General features: G+C 65.2%; 16 protein-coding genes. 11 read left to right on the top strand and 5 right to left on the bottom strand.

From position 1 onward, the window contains the following. The first annotated feature begins 294 nt into the window (after window positions 1-294). The 5 genes from AC56LY_RS04280 (at window position 295) to AC56LY_RS04260 (ending at window position 4599) form a co-directional block, all read left to right on the top strand. On the top strand, window positions 295-489 hold the full coding sequence (locus tag AC56LY_RS04280; RefSeq protein WP_183550491.1) for a hypothetical protein: 195 nt from the start codon (window positions 295-297) through the stop codon (window positions 487-489). A 76-nt stretch (window positions 490-565) separates the two neighbouring features. Beyond that, complete coding sequence (locus tag AC56LY_RS04275; RefSeq protein WP_499555534.1) at window positions 566-895, top strand: hypothetical protein; 330 nt, start codon at window positions 566-568, stop codon at window positions 893-895. A 166-nt stretch (window positions 896-1061) separates the two neighbouring features. Next, on the top strand, window positions 1062-1817 hold the full coding sequence (locus AC56LY_RS04270; RefSeq protein WP_499576841.1) for an ABC transporter ATP-binding protein: 756 nt from the start codon (window positions 1062-1064) through the stop codon (window positions 1815-1817). Next, window positions 1814-3244, top strand: a complete 1431-nt coding sequence (locus AC56LY_RS04265; protein WP_499576840.1) for a DUF3526 domain-containing protein — start codon at window positions 1814-1816, stop codon at window positions 3242-3244. The genes AC56LY_RS04270 and AC56LY_RS04265 overlap by 4 nt, the downstream gene beginning before the upstream one ends. After that, window positions 3241-4599: a DUF3526 domain-containing protein gene (locus tag AC56LY_RS04260; RefSeq protein ID WP_499576838.1), complete on the top strand. Its 1359-nt coding sequence runs from the start codon at window positions 3241-3243 to the stop codon at window positions 4597-4599. Before AC56LY_RS04265 ends, AC56LY_RS04260 begins: the two co-directional genes overlap by 4 nt. 30 nt (window positions 4600-4629) lie before the next feature. On the opposite strand, the gene AC56LY_RS04255 is transcribed toward AC56LY_RS04260, so the two are convergent. After that, entirely contained in the window at window positions 4630-6438 is a 1809-nt protein-coding gene (locus AC56LY_RS04255) for a methyl-accepting chemotaxis protein (RefSeq protein WP_499576837.1), read from the bottom strand. A gap of 251 nt (window positions 6439-6689) precedes the next feature. On the opposite strand from AC56LY_RS04255, the gene AC56LY_RS04250 reads away from it, so the two are divergent. From AC56LY_RS04250 to AC56LY_RS04235, 4 genes are all read left to right on the top strand, one after another. Continuing rightward, window positions 6690-8090 (top strand): L-cystine transporter, encoded by a 1401-nt coding sequence (locus tag AC56LY_RS04250; RefSeq protein ID WP_499576836.1) that lies wholly within the window; start codon window positions 6690-6692, stop codon window positions 8088-8090. 95 nt (window positions 8091-8185) lie between these two features. Next, window positions 8186-8947, top strand: coding sequence for a histidine phosphatase family protein (locus AC56LY_RS04245; RefSeq protein WP_499576834.1), 762 nt, complete (start codon window positions 8186-8188; stop codon window positions 8945-8947). 11 nt (window positions 8948-8958) lie between these two features. Continuing rightward, window positions 8959-9936 (top strand): NAD(P)H-hydrate dehydratase, encoded by a 978-nt coding sequence (locus AC56LY_RS04240; protein ID WP_499576832.1) that lies wholly within the window; start codon window positions 8959-8961, stop codon window positions 9934-9936. Between the two features lie 292 nt (window positions 9937-10228). Beyond that, window positions 10229-10627: a hypothetical protein gene (locus AC56LY_RS04235; RefSeq protein WP_499452935.1), complete on the top strand. Its 399-nt coding sequence runs from the start codon at window positions 10229-10231 to the stop codon at window positions 10625-10627. Between the two features lie 70 nt (window positions 10628-10697). On the opposite strand, the gene AC56LY_RS04230 is transcribed toward AC56LY_RS04235, so the two are convergent. The 4 genes from AC56LY_RS04230 to AC56LY_RS04215 form a co-directional block, all read right to left on the bottom strand. Further along, window positions 10698-14948, bottom strand: coding sequence for an ATP-binding protein (locus AC56LY_RS04230; protein ID WP_499576831.1), 4251 nt, complete (start codon window positions 14946-14948; stop codon window positions 10698-10700). Between the two features lie 261 nt (window positions 14949-15209). Further along, window positions 15210-18416: an efflux RND transporter permease subunit gene (locus tag AC56LY_RS04225; RefSeq protein WP_499576830.1), complete on the bottom strand. Its 3207-nt coding sequence runs from the start codon at window positions 18414-18416 to the stop codon at window positions 15210-15212. 28 nt (window positions 18417-18444) lie between these two features. After that, the gene (locus tag AC56LY_RS04220; protein WP_499576828.1) at window positions 18445-19590 is read right to left on the bottom strand and encodes an efflux RND transporter periplasmic adaptor subunit; all 1146 of its coding nucleotides are present in this window, start codon (window positions 19588-19590) and stop codon (window positions 18445-18447) included. 267 nt (window positions 19591-19857) lie between these two features. Continuing rightward, window positions 19858-20280: a divergent PAP2 family protein gene (locus AC56LY_RS04215; RefSeq protein WP_499576827.1), complete on the bottom strand. Its 423-nt coding sequence runs from the start codon at window positions 20278-20280 to the stop codon at window positions 19858-19860. A gap of 133 nt (window positions 20281-20413) precedes the next feature. On the opposite strand from AC56LY_RS04215, the gene AC56LY_RS04210 reads away from it, so the two are divergent. Beyond that, a complete protein-coding gene (locus AC56LY_RS04210) occupies window positions 20414-21472 on the top strand; it encodes a DUF475 domain-containing protein (protein ID WP_499576826.1) in 1059 nt (352 codons plus the stop codon). Between the two features lie 122 nt (window positions 21473-21594). Then, window positions 21595-22029, top strand: coding sequence for a DUF8785 domain-containing protein (locus tag AC56LY_RS04205; RefSeq protein WP_499576825.1), 435 nt, complete (start codon window positions 21595-21597; stop codon window positions 22027-22029). Window positions 22030-22035: the final 6 nt, after the last annotated feature.

Raw genomic sequence — 22035 nt, 5'->3', positions numbered from 1 at the left:
GAGTCGTTACGCAAGCTTCGTGCCAGTGGCCGCCGCAGAGTGAGCGCGAGAATAGCCACCGCTGCGGTGCACCGCAGCATGGCGCGCGCGGCGCACTACGATTGCGCAGCGCCTCTTTTTGGACGGCATTGCAGGCCGGTGTGGTGGCTGTCCGTATGCGCGCACGGTTGACAACGTGGCCTTCCACAACCCAATGCGTGCATGCTAGGATTGTTTATTGCCTCAAACACAAGCACGAGTACATTACTACCACTACTGACCTTGCACCGCCGGGGCCTGCAACTGGAGCCATTTATGCACACCGAACAAGTCCAGCGTCACCGCACGCCGATCCATACGGCGACCGCCGTCGACCGCAGCAATCCAAAAAAGCCACGCCGTCATATCGCGAAAGACATCGTCGCGAGCAGTCGCCGCCTGCGCCAGCGCATCGGCGTAGTTGCTGTTGTCTGCATCAGCCTGGCCACGCTGCTGGTGGCGTTCGAGTAAGCCAGCCGTCCTGGTGCCTTGCCCGCGCCATATTGGCCGGGCTATACTGCCTCGTCACCCGTTCAACCAGGATTGCATGTCGCTGTTGCATACCTTACGCATTACCCACACCAGCACGGCCTTGCGCCGGCTGCTCCTGTGTGCGTGCGCGCTGATCCTGGCACTGCAACTCATCGGCAGCTCGTACCACGAGCATGACCTGGCCGAGCAACTGTCCGACTGCGTCAGCTGCCAGGTCGCAGCCCATGCCACGGCGGACCTCCCCGCCGTGTCGCCACAACTGCTGGCCGTCTTCCTGGCGGTCGCCTACCTTCTCGCGCGCCTGCCGCGCCCTGCGCCGTTCTACCGGCGCCAGTACCTGATCCCTTCCCCCCAGGCGCCACCACGCCACCAGTCCGTCCACTGATTCGTCCTTGCGCCGACGCGGTCACCAACGTGATCTGACGGCGTAGCGGCGCGAGTCATCTCCAGCCCGTTTGCCGGCGCCGCTTCTGCGCGTACGTCTGCATCGAGCGTGCACGCTGCATGCGTGCGCCGGCATCCCTTGTTTACTTTGAAAGAACACGATGACCATGACCACTCCTGCCATGGAAGCGACCGGCGTGACCGTCGCCTACGGCGCCACGACCGTCCTGCGCGACCTGAACCTGCGCGTTGCGCGCGGTGAAATCTATGCCCTGCTGGGCGGCAACGGCGCCGGCAAATCGACGACGCTCAACGCCTTCCTCGGCTTTCTCGCACCGCAGACCGGCAGCGTACGCGTGTGCGGCATCGACGTCGCCGCCGACCCGCTTGCCGCGCGTGGCCAGCTTGCCTACGTGCCGGAAAACGTCGCCCTCTACGAACACCTGAGCGCCCGCGAGAACATCGACTACTTCCTGCGCCTGGCCGGCAGCGATCGGACCGGTGCAGCGATGGACGCCACCATTGACGATGCCTTGCGCGCGGTGCGGCTCGATCCCGCCGCATGGACGCGTCGCCTGGGCGGCTATTCGAAAGGCATGCGCCAGAAGGTCGCGATCGCGCTCGCCGTGGCGCGCCAGGTGCCGCTGCTGCTGCTCGACGAGCCCACCACGGGTCTGGATCCGCACGCCACCAGCGAATTCAACACGCTGCTGCAGGATCTGCGCGCGCGGGGCAGCGCCATCTTCATGGTCACGCACGATCTGCTGGGTGCAGCCGAAGTGGCCGACCGTATCGGCTTTCTGGAACGCGGCCACATCGGCCACGAAGTGGCCGCCAGCGGCGCCGAACACTATGACGTGCGCGACCTGTACCGACGCTACGCCGGTGCCACTAACGCTGCCGCCAGGACGGAGGCCGCATGAGCGTTTCTCGAGCACTGCCCGCGGTTGCCGTGGGCGAGTGGCGCGCCATGCTGCGCAACCAGGTGGCCGTCGCCGCCGGCATCCTGATGCTGGCGCTCACGCTTGTCGCCATCGTCGTCAGCCATGAGCGCGTGGGCGCCGTGAACGCCGAACGGGCCCGCTTCCAGAGCACAGTCGACGCCCAGTGGGCCAACCAGCCGGACCGCCACCCGCACCGCGTCGTCCATTACGGGCACTATGTGTTCCGGCCACTGAGTCCCCTCGCCTTCTTCGATTTCGGCGTCGATCCGTTCACTGGCAGTACGCTGTTTTTGGAAGGCCACCGCCAGAACAGCGCCAATTTCAGCGACGCCGCGCAGTCATCGGTGCTGCTGCGTTTCGGCCAGCTGACGCCGGCTTTTGTCCTGCAGGTGCTCACGCCGCTGCTGATCGTGTTTCTCGCTTTCGGCAGCGTCGCGCGCGAGCGTGAACGTGGTCAGTTGCGGCTGCAGATCGTGCAGGGTGTCCGCGGCGCGACGCTGTTGCTTGGCAAACTCGCGGCCCACGCGGGTGTGGCGCTGCTGCTGGGCGCGCCTGCCTTCATCGCCCTCGTGGCGATCGCCGTCGTGCACCCGGCCGTCGCCGCCGAGGCGATCGCGCTGCTGGCCGGGTATGCGCTATACCTGCTGGTATGGGTCGTGGCCGCCGTGCTGGTGTCGGCATCGCTGCCCCGTGCGCGCGATGCGCTGCTTGCGCTGGTAGCCGGCTGGATCGTCACGGCGATCCTGCTGCCGCGCGTGATGCCCGATGTCGCGGCCGGCGACGTGGGCCGCCCGAGCCGCATTGAAACCGAGGTCGCCATCCACGAGCGCCTGGCCGCGATCGGCGATACCCACAATCCGGACGACCCGTACTTCAACGCGTTCCGGGCGCGCACCTTGCAACACTACGGTGTGACGCGCGTGGAAGACCTGCCGGTCAACTACAGCGGCCTGTTGATGGCCGAGGGCGAGCGCATGACGAGCGCTCTGTTCGATGAATTCATGCGCGCCGATCATGCGCGCCAGACCGAGGAAAGCGCGATCGTCCATTCGGCCAGCGTGGCCAGTCCGCTGATCGCGCTGCGCCGCATGTCGACCGCGCTGTCCGGCACCAACCTCGACAGCCACGCACGCTTCCTGCTCGAAGGGGAACGTTACCGCTACGCGTTCGTCCAGCGCCTCAACGGCCTGCACGTCAACGTCGTCACGCCCACTGGCGCCGGCGACGAGCGCATTGACAAGCACCACTGGGAAGATACGCCGCGCTTCGGCTACGCCCCTGCCCCGTTCGGCGACGTCGCCGCGCGCCACGCCTGGCCTGCGTTCGCCCTGCTGGGCGGCTGGCTGCTGGCGTTATGCGCCATCGGCGGCTGGGTCGCCAAACGCCTCGAAAGGAATCCGGCATGAAAACATACCTTCTTGAACTGCGCCAGATCGCGCACTCGCGTCTGGCCGTCGGCGCTGTCGTACTGCTAACGCTGTTGTCCGCGCTGTCGGTCTGGACCGGACTGCACGCCGTGAACCAGCAGCGCGCCACGCTCGAGCGCATCGCCGCAAGCCATGCCCATGACCACGCGGCCATCCTGGCGACGCAGTTACGCAGTAACAATGCCGAAGCCGGCGCGGTCGGCTACTACCTGCCGCACCTGACCGTCAATCCGCCGTCGCCACTGGCGTTTGCCGCCATCGGCGGGCGCGATCTGCAGCCGTCGGCGCTGCGCGTGCGCATCCTTGGTCTGCAGTCGCAGCTGTACGAATCGGAGTCGATCAATCCCGAACTGGCGATGCCGGGGCGCTTCGATTTCGCGTTCGTCTTGGTGTACCTGACGCCGCTGTTCGTCATCGCGCTGATGCACGATCTGGTCTCGAGCGAGCGCGAAGCCGGCCGCCTGCGACTGCTGGCATCCCTGCCGAAAGGCGCAGCCGACACCTGGCGCCGCCGCGTCGGTTTGCGCTACGGATTGCTGTGGCTGGCCGCGCTGCTGCCGCTGGCGGTGGGTACGTTTGTCGCCGGGGCTGGCGTGATTGGCTTCGCGCAGATTGCGCTGGTGGCGACGCTGTACCTGGCGTTCTGGTTCGGCCTGGCGGCCTGGGTGGCGGCGCGTGCCCGCACGTCGGCCAGCAGCGCCGCGATCCTGCTGGCGAGCCTGGTGGGACTGACGATGATCCTGCCGACACTGGCCGATGCGGGCATCGCGCGCCTGTCGCCGGTGTCGAAAGGCGTCGAGCTGGCGCTGGCGCAACGCCAGGCCGTGCACTCGGCGTGGGACGTGCCCAAGCTTGACACGTTCGAGAAATTCTTCCGCACGCATCCCGAATGGAAGGACACGGCGCCGGTCACCGGGCGCTTCCACTGGAAATGGTATTACGCGATGCACCAGGCGGGCGACGATGCGGTGGCGCCAAGCGTGGCGCAGTACCGCGCCAGCATGGAGGCGCGCGAAGACTGGACCGCGCGCGCCGGGCTGCTATTGGCATCGGTGAACGTGCAGGTGCTGCTGCACCGGCTGGCCGACACCGACCTGGCGTCGCAACTGGCGTATCACGACCGCATCGGGGCGTATCACACGCGGCTGCGGCAGTTCTTCTATCCGTACATGTTTGATGAGCGCCCGTTCACACCAAGCGATGCGGCGAAGCTGCCCGTGTACGACGGCCGTGCGATGAAGGGAACGCTGGCGCCGGGGCAGTTGCTGGCGCTGGCCGTGCTGGCCTTGCTGCTATTGACGGTGGGGCTGCGCACGTTGCGCAAGGTGCGCTAGGGTTGGCGGCAAGGCCGCCAACCCTGTCGATCAGAACTCTTCCCAGCCGTCGCCGGCGCTGGCGTTGGCGGTCTCTGCCTTCGCCGGCTTCACCGGCTTCGCGGCCGGCGCAGCATCGGTGCCAGTTTTCGTCACGACCGGTTTTACCGGCGCTTTGGCTACCGGCTTCAGCGCAGGTTTGGCCACCACAGGCGGCGTCGCTTTGGCCACCGCAGGCGGTGCTGCATTGCCCACCATCTTCGGCGCACTGGTCACCACGCGCGGCTTGGCCACGACTGCGCGCACGCCCGGCGACGTCGCGAGCTTGAACTCGCCCACGGTCTGCGCCAGCTTGGCCGCTTCTTCCTGCAGCGATGTCGCCGCCGCCGACGCCTGTTCGACCAGCGCCGCATTCTGCGTCGTCACCTGATCCATCTGCGCGATAGCGCCGTTGATCTGCTCGATGCCGGCTGTCTGCTCCTGGCTGGCGGCGGTGATCTCGGACATGATGTCGGTCACGCGGTTCACGCTTTGCACGATCTCGGCCATCGTCGTGCCGGCGCGGTCCACCAGTTCCGAGCCGTGGTGCACCTTCTCGACCGAATCGTCGATCAGCACCTTGATTTCCTTGGCTGCCGCCGCGCTGCGCTGCGCCAGGCTGCGCACCTCGCCCGCCACCACGGCAAAGCCGCGGCCCTGCTCGCCGGCGCGCGCTGCCTCGACGGCCGCGTTCAGGGCCAGGATATTGGTCTGGAACGCGATGCCGTCGATCACGGCGATGATGTCGACGATGCGGGTGGCCGACGTGTTGATCGCCCCCATCGTCTGCACCACCTCGGCCACCACGGCGCCGCCTTTGCCCGCCACTTCCGATGCCGACGTGGCCAGTGCATTGGCCTGGCGCGCATTGTCGGCGTTCTGCTTGACGGTCGACGTCAGTTCTTCCATTGACGAGGCAGTTTCTTCCAGCGAGCCGGCCTGCTGCTCGGTGCGCGACGACAGATCCAGGTTGCCGGCCGCAATTTCGCTGGAAGCAGTGGCGATATTGTCGGTGCCGGTGCGGACCTGGCCGACGATGCGCACCAGTGAATCGTTCATGTCCTTGAGCGCCTGCAGCAGGCGCCCGGTTTCGTCAGTCGACGTGACCTCGATGGTCTGGGTCAGGTCGCCCTGGGCCACGGCGCCGGCGATCTTCACGGCCTGCTCGATCGGACGCACGATCGCGCGTACCAGCAGGTAGCCAACCAGCGCGGCCATGATGAGGCCGAAGGCCAGGCCGGCCAGGCATACTGCGCGCACCAGTTCGAACGTTGCCTGCGAGGCCTGGTATTCGGCCAGCGCCGCAGCCTGCTGTTCGTCGATCAGCCGGATGCCAAGCGTATTGAGCGGTGCATACAACTGCGTCATCGGTCCGTTCAGCAACTGGATCGCCTGCGCATTGTCATTGGCGCGAATCGCGGCCACTGCCGGCAGCAGGCCGCCATCGAGGAACGCCTTGCGCGCCGCGGCGATCTCCCCGACCAGCGCACGCTCCTTGTCGTTCATGGCGATCTGCGTGTACTGGTCCCAGAGCTTGCTGATCGTGGCGGCATTCGCGCCGACGGAATCCATCGCGGCGCTGCGCTGGGCGGCATCTTCCAGAGTGACTGCCTTGGCCACGGTCAGCTGGTTTGCCGTGATCAGCTGGTTGACTTCCCCGGCCTGGCTCAAGCCGACCAGGCGGCGATCGTACATCTGCTTGAGCTCGGCGTTGGCCGTGCCAAGGTTGTAGATGCCGATGACGGCGCCGGCGATGAGTTCGACCGCGAGAAACGCGATGACGAAAATGAGGCGCGACTTGATGCTGAGATGTTTGAACATGTTCGCTGGGCTGACGTGTGAAGGGATCGGAGGTGCTCAATTGGATTATAGAAACTTTGTCTTCCCTGTGGGAAGTATTGAACGGGAGATTGACCGGTTACCTATACAAGCCGCTGCCAGCGTCGCTGGTCCGCAACAGCCAAGGGCCGCCAGGACAAGCTGCGCCTTGGCAAAAATGACAAGCGCACTGTGAACAGGCAACTTTGTCGATAAAATGACACGATTGTCCACGCCGTCCCATCGAAGCCCCCATGACACTCCCCGTCCTGCTCAACATGGCCATTGCCCTGGCCGTCTGCGTCTTCCTGTACCGGTTGCAGGCCAACCACGTTTCGTTCACCAAGCGCGTGTTCGCCGGCCTTGGCCTTGGCGTCGTGCTCGGCGCCGCGCTGCAGGTGATGTACGGCGTGGGTGAACCCGAGATCAAGGCCACCAATGAATGGCTCAACGTGATCGGCAGCGGCTACGTCCAGCTGCTGCAGATGATCATCATTCCATTGATTATGGTCTCGATCATCCAGGCGATCCTGAAGCTGCGCGATGCCTCCTCGCTTGGCAAGATCAGCACGCTCACGATCGGCATCCTGCTCATTACGACCATCGTGGCCGCCTCGATCGGCATCCTGATGGCCAAGCTGTTTGGCCTGACGGCGGTCGGCCTGACCTCCACCGCCGCCGAAGTCGCGCGCGGCGAGTACATGCAGGGCAATCTGGCGGCGGCCAAGGAACTGTCGCTGCCGTCGCTGCTGCTGTCCTTCATCCCGGCCAATCCGTTCCTCGACATGACCGGCGCGCGCAAGACCTCGACCATTGCAGTGGTGATATTCGCGATTTTCATCGGCGTTTCGGCCACCGGCATCGCCGGCAAGAAGCCGGAAGTCTTCACGTCGTTCAGCAGCTTCGTCCATGTGGCGCACGTGATCGTGATGCGCATGGTCACGCTCGTGCTGCGCCTGACCCCGTACGGCGTGTTCGCGCTGATGGCCAAGGTTGTATCGAGCTCGAGCTGGCAAGACATTCTTGGCCTGCTCAACTTCGTGGTTGCCTCGTATGCCGCGCTGGCGTTGATGTTCTGCGTCCACCTGGCGATGGTCGCAGCCAGTGGCCTGAAGCCCTGGCGCTACGTGAAAAAGATCTTCCCGGTGCTGGTGTTCGCGTTCACGTCGCGCACCAGCGCCGGCTCGATCCCGATGAGCGTGGCCACGCAGACCGCGCGCCTGGGCACGCCGGAAGGCACGGCCAACTTTGCCGCCTCGTTCGGCGCCACGATCGGCCAGAACGGCTGCGCCGGCATCTACCCGGCCATGCTGGCGGTGATGATCGCGCCGACGGTTGGCGTCGATCCGTTCACGGCCGCGTTCCTGCTGCCACTGCTGGCGATCATCGCCTTCGGCTCGATCGGCGTGGCCGGCGTGGGCGGCGGCGCCACCTTCGCGGCGCTGATCGTGCTGTCGGCGATGGACCTGCCAGTGGCGCTCGCGGGCCTGCTGATCTCGGTCGAACCGCTGATCGACATGGGCCGCACGGCGCTGAACGTCAGCGGCTCGATCGCTGCCGGCACGGTGACCAGCCGCGTCATGGGGCAGACCGATATGCGCGTGTTCGATGACGATGCCGACATCAACCTGGACAGCGAGGCGCGGGCCGTCTGACACCGCCCGACGGTTTCCGTGCACGGAACAATCGTGCGCTGAAGCCGTCATGAAACCTTCTATGATGACGCCAAGATAACTCTTTGGCGGACTTCATGGAACAAAAATGGCCACAGGAAATTTGGGTCGTGCGGCACGGACAAAGCGCCGGCAACGTCGCCCGCGACCTGGCTGAAGCAGCAGCAGGACACCGCATCGACATCGCCGAGCGCGACGTCGACGTGCCATTGTCCGACCTCGGCGAGCGCCAGTCAGACGCCCTGGGCGCCTGGTTCGCATCGCTGCCGGAAGCGCAGCGCCCGACCGTCGTGCTGCATTCGCCGTACGTGCGCGCTGCCGAGACGGCCAACCTCGTGATGCGCCACCTCGAGCGCGACAACTTGTGCGTGCGCGAAGACGAGCGCCTGCGCGAGAAGGAATTTGGCGTGCTCGACCGCCTGACGACGCACGGCATCGCGCACGACTTCCCCGACCTGTACGAGCAGCGCCACCACGTCGGCAAGTTCTATTTCCGCCCGCCCGGCGGCGAAAGCTGGTGCGACGTCATCCTGCGCCTGCGCAGTGTCATGGATTCGATCGAACGGGAATTTGCCGGCGAGCGCGTGCTGATCGTCGCGCACCAGGTCACGGTCAATTGCTTCCGTTACCTGTTCGAGCACCTTACCGAAGCGCAGATCCTCGAATTCGACCGCAACGGCGATGTCCCGAACTGCTCTGTCACATCGTACGAATTCGATCCCGAGGCCGGCAAGCGCGGCGATCTGTCGCTGCGCCTGGTCAATTTCGTCGCGCCACTGGAAGAGACCGGCACACCGGTCACGGTGGCCAAGGACGTCGCATCCGCACCCAACGCGTAAGGTTACCCAGCATGGACAAGAACCAGGTACACGACGTCGATGCCGCCATGCTGGCCGCCTGGCCGCTGCCGCAGCCGGGCACCGGCGGCGACAAGGAAATGCGCGGCCACATCCTGATCATCGGCGGCTTGCGCGAAATGCCGGGCGCCATCATCCTGGCCGCCACGGCCGCGCTGCGCGCCGGGGCCGGCAAGCTCACGATCGCAACCGGCGCCAGCGTGGCCCAGCTGGTCGCACTGGCCATGCCCGAGGCGCGCGTGATCGGCCTGACCGAGCACGATACCGATGGCTTCAGCCTCGATGCCCTGTCCAGCCTTGACCCGCTGGCCGATCGCGTCGATGCGGTGCTGGTCGGTCCCGGCATGCGCGATGAAGCGAGCACGGCCCGCCTGGTGCATGCACTGCTGCCCCGCCTGGTTGAAGCGGACGTGGGCCTGGTGCTCGACGCCTGCGCGATGGACGTCCTGCTCTATCCGCCCGAGCACTGGCCCGAGGGCAAGCCGATGCGCTTCGAGCGTCCCGTGATCATGACGCCCCACTGCGGCGAAATGGCGCACCTGACGGGCATCGACAAGGATTGCATCGTCGGCTTGCCCGATGCGCCAGCCCTTGCGGCGGCGCGCGACTGGAACGCCGTGATCGCGCTCAAGGGTGCGCGCACCGTGATCGCCGCACCGGACGGCACGCTGTGGCAGCACGAAGGCGCCGGCAATATCGGCCTGGCCAGTTCTGGCTCGGGCGACGTGCTGGCTGGCCTCATCGGCGGTCTGCTGGCGCGCGGGGCGACCGAGACGCAGGCGGCCTGCTGGGGCGTGGCGCTGCATGCACGCGCCGGTGACCGGCTCGCGCAGCGGCTGGGCACGCTGGGCTATCTGGCACGGGAAATCGCCGCCGAGGTACCAGCATTACTGGAGCAGATCGGTCGGCAGGACGAGTCAGTGGGAGAGGCGGCAAAGCCGGTGTCGGGCGACGTGCACCTGGGCACGTAGGTCACTCGCGGTCACCGAAACTGTGTAAATAATGTTACCAATTTCCGTAAGTGTGCGGTATCTAACGAACCAGCTGTCGGGCTTGCGGTCTAATCGACACAGATGCATTGGAACACATTGAAGTGGAACAAGATTTACTGAAGTACGCACTGGGGCCGCGTATTGCGCCGGTACCCTCACCGTTTCACCAGCGACCATGGCGCCGCAGTGGAACTGACCTGGCGCCGCAATGTCCCAACAAGTAGTCCGGGATCTGCGGCACACAAATAGACGTCAATCGAGGAGTAAAAAAATGAATGCAATGACCAAGGCACCAAAAATCCTGCTGACCGCCGCTGTGCTGGCAACCCTGCTGGGCGCATGCAAGAAAGATGAAGCAGCGACCACGACCGTTCCAGCCGACACCTCGGCAACCATGCCAAGCAGCACCTCGGGCGCCACCGGCACCATGGGTGACACCGGCACTGGCGCAACGGGCACCGGCACCACCGGTACGGGCGACATGGGCACCGGCGCTGCTGCTGGCACCACCGGTACCACGACCGACACGTCGGGCGCAGCAGGCACCACGGGCACGACTGGCGCCACCGGCACCACGGGCATGACCGGCACCGCAGAAGGCGCCACCAGCCCACAGACCACCGACCCACAAAGCACCACCACGCCAGCAACTGGCACGACCGGTAAGTAATCGCGGTCAACCAGCCGAACAGCGCCCTGCAAGTTGGGGCGGGTTCGGCGCACCATCGCAGCCCGGCTTTTCAGCCGGGCTGTTTGTTTTGTGGCAGCGTTGGAACCGGTCGCGGGGTGCGCTCCGCCACGTCGCGGATCAATTGCTCCACAATCAAAAAATCAGCCGGCTTGGTCAGATGGTGATCGAACCCTGCCTGGCTCGAGCGCTTGCGGTCCTGCTCGGCGCCCCAACCCGTCAGTGCGATCAGCGTCGATGTTTCCATGCCGGCGATGCGCCGCATTGCTTCGGCCGCGTCGTAGCCGGTCATGTCGGGCAGCCCGATATCGAGAAACACGACTTGCGGCAACAGCGCCGCGGCCTGCAGCAACGCCGAAGCGCCATCGTGCACGGCGGTCACCGTGTGCCCGTTCATTTCCAGCAAGGCCTGCAGCGTCTCGGCCGCATCGACATTGTCGTCGACCACCAGGATACGCAGCCTGCCCGGGTCGGTCTGCGCTGCCTGCAACGCCGCGTCGGCCACGACTGGCGGCGGCGCGGCGCTGTCGGCCGGCAGCGGCAGCCAGACCGTGAACTGGCTGCCCTGCCCGACCCCGGCGCTGGTGGCGGCCACCCGGCCGCCATGCAGCTTCACCAGGCGCTGCACCAGGTTCAGGCCCACACCCAGACCGCCCTGCGCCATCTCGGCGCCCGCATGGGCCTGTGCATACATGTCGAACACGCCCTCGAGCGCATCGGCGGCGATGCCGATGCCGTTGTCCAGCACTGAGATCGCGACTTCATCGCCCTCGATTTGCGCCCGGATTTCCAGCGCGCCACCGGGCGGCGTGTATTTGGCCGCGTTGTTGAGAAGGTTGCTCAGAATCTGGGCCACGCGGTGGCGGTCGGCGTGCAGGCCGACATAACCATCCGGCAGGTGCACGGCCAGTGTATGGCGGCCACGTTCGACCAGCGGCATGCTCATGTCGACGGCTTCGCGCACCGCGTCGGCCAGCAGCACGCGCTCGCAGCGCAGTGTGACCTTGCCTTCGGCCAGGCGTGCCATGTCGAGCAGATCGTCCACCAGGTGCACCATGTGATCGACCTGGCGCCGCATGATGGCCTGCACGTCGCCGCTGGCCGCGCCGATGCGCATCAGTTCCAGCCCCGAACGGATCGGCGCCAGCGGATTGCGCAGTTCGTGCGCGAGCGTAAACAGGAAGTCGCTCTGCGCCCGGTTCTTGGCACCCAGTTCGCGCGCCAGGCGGTGCAGTTCCTGCTCGGCATGCTTCTGGCTGTCGATGTCGAGCGTGACGCCGTCGAAGCGCTCGGGCTGGCCATTCTTGTCCAGGCCACACCAGCCGATGGCGCGCAACCAGCGCGGCGTACCGTCGCCGCCGTCCGCTGCGGCAACGCGGGTGCGGAATTCGAGGTCCAGCGGCGCGCCGGCGCGCACCGCGTGCTCGACACTTTCGGCCAGCCGCTCGCGGTCTTCCGGATCGACCGCCGCCAGCAGTTCGCTCACCGCAGCGGCGCGCCCCATGTCGACACCGAAGTGCAGCGCCATCTCGGCATTGATCTGGAAATGCGTGAACGGCACGTCGGCGTACCAGACGCCGATATCGCCCGCCTCGGACACGCGCTCGAAGCGCTCCTGCAACAGCTTGCGCGCATGGATGTCGATCACGGTGCCGACATAGCCATCCGGCTCCCCGGCGGCGTTCACGCGCGGCAGGCCGGCATCGATGAACCAGCGGTAGCTGCCGTCCTGGCCGCGCAGGCGGTAGTCGAACGAGAACGGCTCGCGCGCCGCGCTGGCGGCCAGGAAGATCTCGCCCGAGCGCGCGGCATCGTCGGGATGCACGTTCTCGAGCCAGCCCATGCCCAGGTCCTGCTCGGGCGTGCGGCCCGTGTAGTCGTACCAGCGCTGGCTCAGGTAGGTGCACCGGCTGTCGTTGTCGGTGGTCCAGAGCATCGCGGGCGAGGCGTCGATCAGCGCCCGCACATGCGCTTCGCGCGCCTGCGCATCGCGTGCGTTCTGGCGCCGTTCGCGTCCCAGCGCCACCTGGGTGCCAATGCGCGCCAGTAGTTCGTTGGCCGAAAACGGCTTGACCAGATAATCGTCGGCGCCGGCCTGCAGGCCCTCGACCTTGGCTTCTTCGCCGGCGCGGGCCGACAGCAGCATCACCGGCAGATGGCGCAGCACTTCGCTGGCGCGCACCTTGGCGATCAGGCCGAAGCCGTCCAGGCGCGGCATCATCACGTCCGACAGCAACAGGTCGGGCGGGTCCAGCAGCGCCATCTCGTACGCTGCCTGGCCATCGGCCACCGCGCGCACATCGGCATGCGGTTCGAGCAGCGACTTGAGATAGGCACGCATGTCGTTGTTGTCGTCGGCGACCAGGATGCGCGGGCGCGCTTCAGGCTGCACGTCAGACTGCGCGGGGAGCGGCGCGGGCGCGCTCGTGTCCGGGTCCGAATCCGAATCCGGCGCAGCGCCTTCCTGTGAGTCGGGCAACCAGCGCAGTGCTTCTTCGACGAACGCCGCGCCCATGCGCTGGCGGTCGGCCATCGTCTCCGGCGCCTGCACGATGCGATCCGGCGGCAGGTGGGCGTCGCCAAACGGCAGGTCGACATCGAAGCGCGTGCCTTCGCCAAAGGCGCTCGAGACCGCGATCGTCCCGCCATGCAGGCGCACCAGCTCCTGGATCAGCGCCAGGCCGATGCCGGTGCCTTCGTAGGTGCGGCCCGGCGCGCCCTCGATGCGGTGGAAGCGCTCGAACATGCGCGGCAGTTCGTGCTCGGGAATCCCGGTGCCGGTGTCCTGCACCGACAGGCGCGCCATGCCGGCATGTTCGCGCAGCGTCACGGTCACGCCGCCGTGCAGCGTGAACTTGAAGGCGTTCGACAGCAGGTTGAAGACGATCTTTTCCCACATGTCGCGATCGACAAACACCGGCTGGGTCAATGGCTGCAGATCGACGGTGTAATGCAGGCCGCCCTTGGCCATGGCCGACTCGAACACGCCGGCAAGATCGACCGTCAGGCGCGTGAGATCGACCGGGACGTAGCTGGCCTGCACGCGGCCCGCCTCGATGCGCGAAAAGTCGAGCAACGAATTGACCAGCTTGAGCAGGCGCAGCGAATTGCGGTGCGTAAGCTCGACGCGCTGGCGCTGGACTGCATTCATCGACTCGGGCGCATCGGCCAGTGCATCGTCGAGCGGGCCGAGAATCAGCGTCAGCGGCGTGCGAAATTCATGCGAGACGTTCGAGAAAAATGCGGTCTTGGCGCGGTCGATCTGGGCCAGTTCTTCGGCGCGGCGCTGTTCCTGCTCGTAGGCGACGACGTTGCCCACGGCCGTATTGACGGCGGCCCCGAGTAATGCATAGAAATTGCGGTACTCGGCATCGAGCGCGCGGCGCACGCTGACGCCGGCCACGACAAAGCCGAACAGCTCCTGCTGCCCGGGCAAGGTCAGTGGCAGCACCAGCGCCGAGCGCGGCGCGTCCTCATAGGGCCCGCACGCGACATGCCCGAGGCGCGCGGCCACATCGTCGGCCTGTTCGACCGTATGCGAGCTGCTGCTGCGGGCAAACGGCCAGATGCTGTCATCCAACGCGGTTGCCACCGGGGCCAGTGCACTACCCGCCGCCAGGCCGGCGCTGCCACGCAGCGCCAGCGTGCCGGTCTCGGCATCGATCTGGTAGAACAGCACGAACGGCACGTCTGCCGTCATGTGCGCGCAGTGGCTTGCCAGCTGCGTACCGATGTCACCGATCGAGCGCACGCCTGCCAGGCTGGCGGTCAGGTCACGCAAACCCTTGCTGCGGCGCGCGCTGAGCACCTGGACCGTGGTTTCGGTAATTGGGTGAAATATCCCGCCGATCGCGCCCGACTCATCGCGGATCGGCGAGAACGAGAACGTCATATTGGCTTCTTCAAGGTAGCCGCTGCGATCGAGGAACATCTGCTGGTCGCGGATGTACGCACCGGAGCCCTGGTGCGCCAGTTCAAAGGCCTCGCCCACGACCGGCAGGGCCGAGGCCCAGACCACCTTGAATGGCGCGCCCATGGCTGCCGGATGCAGGTCGCCGCAGATCGGGCGATAGGCGTCGTTGTAGATCTGGATGTCGTCCGGGCCCCAGCAGACCAGGATCGGGAACGTCGACGACAGGCACAGGCTGACCGATGTGCGCAGGCTTTGCGGCCAGCCAGACAGCGGTCCGAGCGGCGTGGCCGACCAGTCCATGCTGCGGATCAGTTCGCCCATCTCGCCCCCACCGGCGAGCCAGTTCATGTCGTCGTTCACGAACAAGGCAATGGGCTGGGCTGCGGGCATGGGGCTGGACCTTACGGAGGAAAATAGAGATGCGGCGTGGCGTCATGCGAAGGCACGCCACCGTTGCACATGCTGCCTAATGGCAAGGCGCATGGCAAAACAGCCGCTATTAGACCATAAGCCGTCGTCCCTTGGTTGCCGGGGTGCTATTTTACAACCCAGATATAGCAACCATTAGTCAAGCATAAAAAAACACGGCCAGTTATCACTGGCCGTGCCCGGAAAATCCGGCAAGACGCGTGCGCGCCCTGCCGTGGCAGATCAGACCGGCGCCACCTTGGCACGGCCGCGACCCGTCACCATCTGCACGAGGCGCATGATCACCCGATACACCAGGCGCACCAGTGTCAGCGCCAGGATGGCTTCGACAAACGTCATCAGGAACGCCACCAGCGCATTGCGGTGCTCAGCGCGGCGGCCATACTTGGCCACCATGCGATCGCGGGCGATCTCGATGCTGTCATAGAACGTTGGCACCACCAGCAGCGTCAGGATGGTCGAGGTGATCGTGCCGCCGATGATTGCAATGGCCAGTGGCTGGTAGAACTCGCCCGAGTCACCCAGGGCCAGCGCCACCGGCAGCATGCCGGCGATCAGCGCGAAGGTGGTCATCAGAATCGGCCGCAGACGCTTGCGCCCGGCTGCCATCAGCGCTTCTTCGCGGTCCATCCCTTCCTCCTCGAGCGCCCTGGCCGCGTCGAGCAGCAGGATCGCGTTCTTGGCCACCAGTCCCATCAGCATCAGGATGCCGATCATGCTCATCAGGTTGAGCGTGTTGCCGGTCATGATCAGGGCCAGCACGACGCCGATCAGTGACAGCGGCAGCGACAGCATCACGCCGATCGGCGCCGTGAACGAACCGAACTGCATCACGAGGATCAGGTACATCAGCGCGATGCCCGAGAACAGCGCAATGAGCATCTGGGTGAACAGCTCCTGCTGGTCTTCACCCGAACCGCCCAGCGCCAGGCCATAACCCGGCGGGAAGTCGAAGGTGCGCGCCAGCTTCATGGCGTCGGTCGTGACTTCGCCCGCCGAACGGCCTTGGGCATTGGCCGACACGGTGATCATGCGCTCGCCGTTCTTGTGGCGGATCGCCGACGGGCCCTTGCCCATCGTGATCGACGCAATCTGTTCGAGCGGCACCATCATGCCGGTGCCCGTGACAGGGATCGGCAGGCGCTCGATGCTGTCGGTATTGACGCGGTCGTCCGGATGCAGGCGCACGGCGACGTCGCGGGTTTCACTGGTCGGATCGACCCAGTCGCCCACTTCGATGCCGGCGAACGCCACCCGCAGCGACTGCGCCGCATCGCCCACCGAAATACCCAGGGCATTGGCAAGACCCCGGTCGAGCACGATCTGCAGCTCGTTCTTCGGATCCTGCTCGGACAGCGCGACGTCGACCGCGCCCGGCACTTCACGCAGCTTTTCCATGTAGGCGGTGGTCAGCTCCATGAGTTTGCGCGAATCGGGACCGGTGAATTCCACCTGCACCGGTTTGCCGCCGCCGGACAGGTCATCGATGACCGTGTACTCGGCGCCCACCAGGCTGGCGATCTTGGCGCGCAGCTCGACGGCGACTTCGGACGCAGTACGCTTGCGTTCGCTGCGCTTGCCGATGTCGACGTAGATCGTGCCGCCGCTGGTCTTGACGTTGCTGTTGGTGTCCTTCGTTTCAGGCAGGGTACGGGCCAGCACGGCTGCCGCTTCGAGCTTGCGGCGCGCATACTCGATCGACGACGAGGCTGGCGTACGCACCTCGATCTGCAGGTTGCCCGAGTCCTGCTTGGGCAGGAAGCTCGACCCGCCAAAGAAATGGTGCATGGCCAGCGCGCCGATCAGGCTGAGAACTGCCAGGCACGCCATCGCGCGGCGGTGATGCAGCGCCCAGGCGATCACGCGGCCGTAGCGGTCGGCCTGGTGGTCGAACCAGTGATTGAAACGGTCGAGCACGGCGCCGATGCCGGTCTTTGGCCGGCTGTGGTGATCCGGCGGATCGCCCCAGAAGGCCGACATCATCGGGTCGAGCGTGAACGAGATGAACAGCGAGACGATCACCGAGCAGGTCACGGTCAGTGCGAACGGGCGGAACCACTCGCCGGACACGCCCGGCATGAATGCCACCGGCACGAACACGGCCATGATCGAGAACGTGGTCGCGGCCACTGCCATGCCGATTTCGGCGGTGCCTTCAAGCGCGGCCGTGCGGCGGTCGGACCCCATCTCCATATGGCGCACGATGTTTTCACGCACCACGATCGCATCGTCGATCAGCACGCCGATTGCCAGCGACAGGCCCAGCAGCGTCATGAAGTTCAGCGTGAAGCCGCACAGCCAGACCGCGATAAACGCGGCCAGCACCGATGTCGGCAGCGCCAGCGCGGTGATCAGCGTCGAGCGCCACGAATTGAGAAACGCGTAGACGACGAACACGGTCAGCACGGCGCCCAGCACCAGCGCTTCGATGACGTTGTTCAGGCTTGACTGCGCATCCTTGCCGCCGTCGCGCACGACTTCGAGTTCGGTGCCGGCCGGCAGCAGCTTGCTTTGCGCCGCCACCACTTCGTGCACGCGCTTGGCCAGCGACACAGTCGACGCGTCACGTGAACGCGAGATCTGCAGGCCCACATTCGGCTTGCCGCTGCGCACCGACAGCGTATTCACGTCGGCAAAGCCATCGCGGATCTCGGCCACCTGGCTCAGGCGCACGATCTGGTCGCCATTGCGCTTGACGACGATCTGCGAAAAGTCTTCCGGCCGCTCGATGCGCCCGACCAGGCGGATGCCTTTTTCGTCGAGTTCGCTACGCAGCTTGCCCACCGGCGCATTGGTATTGCCGTTGCGCAGCGCATTAGTGACGTCGGACGCCGAGACATTAAATTCGCTCAGCTTCTCGGCGCGCAGCAGCACCGACAGCTCGCGCCGCAGCGCGCCGTTGACGACCACGGTCGAGACGCCATCGATGCCGCGGAATTCGTCGGCCAGCACGTCTTCAGCGTAGCGCGAGATTTCGGCGTGGCTCTGGGTGCTCGACGACAAGGCCAGCGACATGATCGGCTGGGCCGACGGATCGATCCGGCGCAGCACCGGCTCGCGCATCTCGATCGGCAGCTTGTAGCGCACCGCAGCAATGGCGTTGCGCACGTCGTCCGATGCTTCGATCAGGTCGCGGTCGAAGTCGAATTCCATCCAGATCGAGGCGCCGCCTTCGTAGGAGTTGGAATTGACGTCCTTGACGCCCTGGATCGCCTGCATCTGCTTTTCGAGGCGGTTGGTGATCTCGCGCTCGGCGGTCTCGGGCGATGCGCCCGGATACGGGATGTCGACGACGATGATCGGGATCTCGACGTCGGGCTCCTGGTTGACCTTCAGCTTGGACAGGGCCAGCAGGCCGATGGCCATCATCGCGACGATGATGACAATCGTCGCGACCGGTTTCTTGACACTAAAATTGGACAGGAACATGGTGGGTTTTCCTTTGGTGTTCCTGGATTTACTTGCCCTGGACTGCGCCGGCACCTGCACCAGCGCCATTCGCGCTGGCTACCCGGGCGTTCGGCATGTCGACCTTCTGGCCGTCCTTCAGGTTCGACGTCGGTGCACGCAGCACCACGTCGCCGGCCGCGAGGCCCTGCTTGATCTCGACATTGCCGGTGCGGGCATCGCGCGCGCCAACCACCAGCTTGACCTTCGACAGCGTCTTGTCCCTGATGCGCCAGGTATGGCTGGCGTCGCCCACGCGCACCAGCGCGCTCTCGGGCAGCATCAGCGCGTCGCTCGCCGCGGCATCGACCCGTCCTTCGGCGTACAGGCCGGCCACGCGCGGCTGCGCATTGTCGACAAAGCCCACCAGCACCTCGACCTGGCGGGTCACCGGATTGGCGGCGGGATCGATCCGTTTGACCACGCCGGCAAACGTCTGATCCGCGTAGCCGTTGACGCGGAAGTTGACCTTCTGGCCGATCTTGACGGTGCTGACCGAATCGGCCGAGACCGCGCCTTCAAAGCGCATGCTGGTCGGATCGATGACCTTGACGAGTTCCTTGCCGATGGTGGCGGTGTCGCCATTCGAGACCTTACGCTCGGAAACGATGCCGTCGAATGGCGCACGCACGGTGGTGCGGGCCAGTTGCTGGCGCGCGGTGGCCACGCGGCTACGTGAGCTCGACAATTCACTCATGGCGTTGTTGCGCGCCATTTCGGCGTCGTCGAGCGCCTTGGCCGAGGTCATGCCCGACGCTGTCAGGGTTTTCAGGCGCTCGAGCTGGCGGTTGGCCTGGTCGACGGCCAGCGAGGCAGCGCGCTGCATGTCTTCGGCCGACATCAGGGTGTCGCGGATCGACGTTTCGTCGAGGCGCACCAGCACGTCGCCGCGCTTGACCGGCTCGCCGTTTTCCTTGAGCACCTGCAGCACGATGGCCGAGACTTCGGCGCGCAGGTCGGCGCGGCGCTCGGGCTCGATCGAGCCGGTAATCACCGGGCCCGAAGACACCGACGCGCTCTGGATCGTCAGGACATCCTCCTGCGCCACAGTCAGCTGGGTCGGCTTGTTGTCCTTGCCCTCGGGGGCTTTGGCATCCTTGCCGCAAGCGACGAGGCTTGATGCGATGGCTAGAACGAGGAGTGTTTTGCGCAGCATGGTGGTTCTCCGGAAATGGACTCGGTGTTTTTATAAAAATAAGGTCAGATACATCCAGCGCGCAGTATTCAGGAGGTCTCCAGCAGCGTCAATTGACGAACCTGTGTACTGCCGGATTCGATGGATGAAGTGCGGAATCTGGCGATGAGCTGCATTCCGTCCGGGATGAAATGCAGTGAAAAACGGACAACCAACAGACAATGCAAGGACAACGGCGGACGCCCGGACGTCCACCGGGATGCGCGGCCCGCGCATCCCGTACAACCACTAGAACCCGCGCAGCACGGTATAGATCAGAAAGCCCATGCCGATGCCGGTCAGGATGCCACCGGCGATCTCGAACCGGGTGTGGCCCATGCGCTCGCGCAGGATCACATAATCCTCTTTACCGTCGTGCAGGCGGTTCAGCGTGACCGCGTGGCGACCGACGTGCTGGCGCAGGCTGTTGGCGTCGATCATGACAATGAAGGCGAGCGTGACGGCCACGCCGAACGCCGGATGGCCCATGCCTTCGCGCAGTGCGATCAGCGTGGCCATGCTGGAGACGACGGCGCTGTGGTTGCTGGGAAAGCCGCCATTGCCGACCAGGTCGAAAGCCCAGCGCCGGTAGCGCACACTGGATATGAGGAACTTGATCGGGCCGACTACCATCCAGGTCAGTACGGGTGTGATGAGATAAATGATTTCCATGATGTCTTAGAGTGAAAAATGCTGGGCAGAATTATCTCAGAAGCAAGGCTCGGCAGGCGACTTTCGGTACGGTCGATTTTGGCAAGGACACGGTAATATTGTCCCAACGGGTAACTGCACACAAGAGGCGCATATGCGGCATTTCCGGTGGTCCTTTGTCGTAACGGCAGTGCTGATGGTGCTGGCTGGCTGGTGGGGCTATGCGCATCGGGGCTGGCCCGGGCTGTTACAGGCCTTGTGGATCACCGCCATTCTCGGCGTGCTGGAAGTGTCGCTTTCTTTCGACAATGCGGTCGTCAACGCGTCGGTACTCAAGCACTGGAACGAATTCTGGCGCAAGTTGTTCCTCACCGTTGGCATCCTGGTGGCGGTATTCGGGATGCGCCTGCTGTTTCCGCTCGTGATCGTGGCGGCCGCGACCAGGCTGGGGCTGCCGGATGTCTGGCATATGGCGCTCGACAATCCCGACGAGTATTCGCGCAACCTGACCGCACACCACGCCGAGGTCGCAGCCTTCGGCGGCGCCTTCCTGATGCTGGTGTTCCTGAACTTTTTGTTCGACGAAGAAAAAGAGCTGCACTGGTTCGAGTGGTTCGAGGCGAAAGTCGGCAAGTACGGCACCGAAGGCCTGGCCGTGCTGCTCACACTGCTGTGCGTGATCGGCGCCATGCGCCTGATGCCAGAGGCGCGCAAGCTGGCTGTGCTGATCGCCGGCGTTACGGGCGTGCTGATCTATATAGCGGTGAAGTGGCTCAGCAACCTGCTCGAAGCGAAGGAACACGATCCGTCGGTGGGCGCGATGATCTCGCAGGGCAGCATCGGAGGCTTCCTGTACCTCGAGGTGCTCGATGCGTCGTTCAGCTTCGACGGCGTGATCGGCGCATTTGCCATCACCAACGATGTCGTCATCATCATGCTGGGGCTGGCCATCGGCGCCATGTTCGTGCGCTCGATGACCGTGTTCCTGGTCTACAAGGGCACGCTGCAGGAATTCGTGTACCTGGAACACGGCGCGCACTATGCCATCGGCATCCTGGCGCTGATCATGTTCGCCAGCGTCCACTATCACATTCCCGAGTGGTTCACGGGGCTGTCCGGGCTGGCGTTCATTCTCGTCTCGCTATGGTCGTCGATCCGGCATCGCCGGCGACTGGCTGCACAAGACGCCCTGGCCGCTAGCCAGACGGGCTGAATCCGTCGTTGTCAGCAATCCCGGTTTGCGATTAAGGCAAGGCATGGCAGAATGGGCGCGCACCGCGTTTGCGCTGCCCGTTTGCCAACCCCGACCACTTTCTTGATCGACCAGCCCCAACCATGCCGACAACCCTGCCCAAGCGCACTTCCGCCATCCTGCTCATCCTCATCGCCATCGTCGCTGTCCTGGCTGCAGGCTATACCTGGTTCACGCTGACCTGGTCGTACTCCGAGGGCGAACGTGCCGGCTACCTGCAGAAATTCTCCAAGCGCGGCTGGCTGTGCAAAACGTGGGAAGGCGAAATTCTGCTGTCGAGCATGCCGGGCGCGATTCCCGAGCGCTTCGTGTTTACGGTGCGCGACGAAACCGTGGTGCCGGCCCTGCTGGCCAGCATGGGCAAGCGCGTGCAGCTGACGTATGACCAGCACAAGGGTGTGCCAACCACGTGCTTTGGCGAGACCGAGTATTTCGTGTCGAAAGTGGCTGGCGGCCCGGACAATCCGTTGTCGCCAAGCCAGGCGCCGGGTTTGCCTGAACAGGCGCCGGCGCAGTAAGCACAG

Source organism: Telluria sp. ZT3P25, assembly GCF_059685895.1.
This window is presented reverse-complemented; position numbering and strand designations above follow the sequence as displayed.

What these genes read in the sequence shown, in the direction of transcription:
- AC56LY_RS04280 (WP_183550491.1), top strand. Translation starts at nt 295, where the DNA reads ATGCACACCGAACAAGTCCAGCGTCACCGCACGCCGATCCATACGGCG.
- AC56LY_RS04275 (WP_499555534.1), top strand. Translation starts at nt 566, where the DNA reads ATGTCGCTGTTGCATACCTTACGCATTACCCACACCAGCACGGCCTTG.
- AC56LY_RS04270 (WP_499576841.1), top strand. Translation starts at nt 1,062, where the DNA reads ATGACCACTCCTGCCATGGAAGCGACCGGCGTGACCGTCGCCTACGGC.
- AC56LY_RS04265 (WP_499576840.1), top strand. Translation starts at nt 1,814, where the DNA reads ATGAGCGTTTCTCGAGCACTGCCCGCGGTTGCCGTGGGCGAGTGGCGC.
- AC56LY_RS04260 (WP_499576838.1), top strand. Translation starts at nt 3,241, where the DNA reads ATGAAAACATACCTTCTTGAACTGCGCCAGATCGCGCACTCGCGTCTG.
- AC56LY_RS04255 (WP_499576837.1), bottom strand. Translation starts at nt 6,438, where the DNA reads ATGTTCAAACATCTCAGCATCAAGTCGCGCCTCATTTTCGTCATCGCG.
- AC56LY_RS04250 (WP_499576836.1), top strand. Translation starts at nt 6,690, where the DNA reads ATGACACTCCCCGTCCTGCTCAACATGGCCATTGCCCTGGCCGTCTGC.
- AC56LY_RS04245 (WP_499576834.1), top strand. Translation starts at nt 8,186, where the DNA reads ATGGAACAAAAATGGCCACAGGAAATTTGGGTCGTGCGGCACGGACAA.
- AC56LY_RS04240 (WP_499576832.1), top strand. Translation starts at nt 8,959, where the DNA reads ATGGACAAGAACCAGGTACACGACGTCGATGCCGCCATGCTGGCCGCC.
- AC56LY_RS04235 (WP_499452935.1), top strand. Translation starts at nt 10,229, where the DNA reads ATGAATGCAATGACCAAGGCACCAAAAATCCTGCTGACCGCCGCTGTG.
- AC56LY_RS04230 (WP_499576831.1), bottom strand. Translation starts at nt 14,948, where the DNA reads ATGCCCGCAGCCCAGCCCATTGCCTTGTTCGTGAACGACGACATGAAC.
- AC56LY_RS04225 (WP_499576830.1), bottom strand. Translation starts at nt 18,416, where the DNA reads ATGTTCCTGTCCAATTTTAGTGTCAAGAAACCGGTCGCGACGATTGTC.
- AC56LY_RS04220 (WP_499576828.1), bottom strand. Translation starts at nt 19,590, where the DNA reads ATGCTGCGCAAAACACTCCTCGTTCTAGCCATCGCATCAAGCCTCGTC.
- AC56LY_RS04215 (WP_499576827.1), bottom strand. Translation starts at nt 20,280, where the DNA reads ATGGAAATCATTTATCTCATCACACCCGTACTGACCTGGATGGTAGTC.
- AC56LY_RS04210 (WP_499576826.1), top strand. Translation starts at nt 20,414, where the DNA reads ATGCGGCATTTCCGGTGGTCCTTTGTCGTAACGGCAGTGCTGATGGTG.
- AC56LY_RS04205 (WP_499576825.1), top strand. Translation starts at nt 21,595, where the DNA reads ATGCCGACAACCCTGCCCAAGCGCACTTCCGCCATCCTGCTCATCCTC.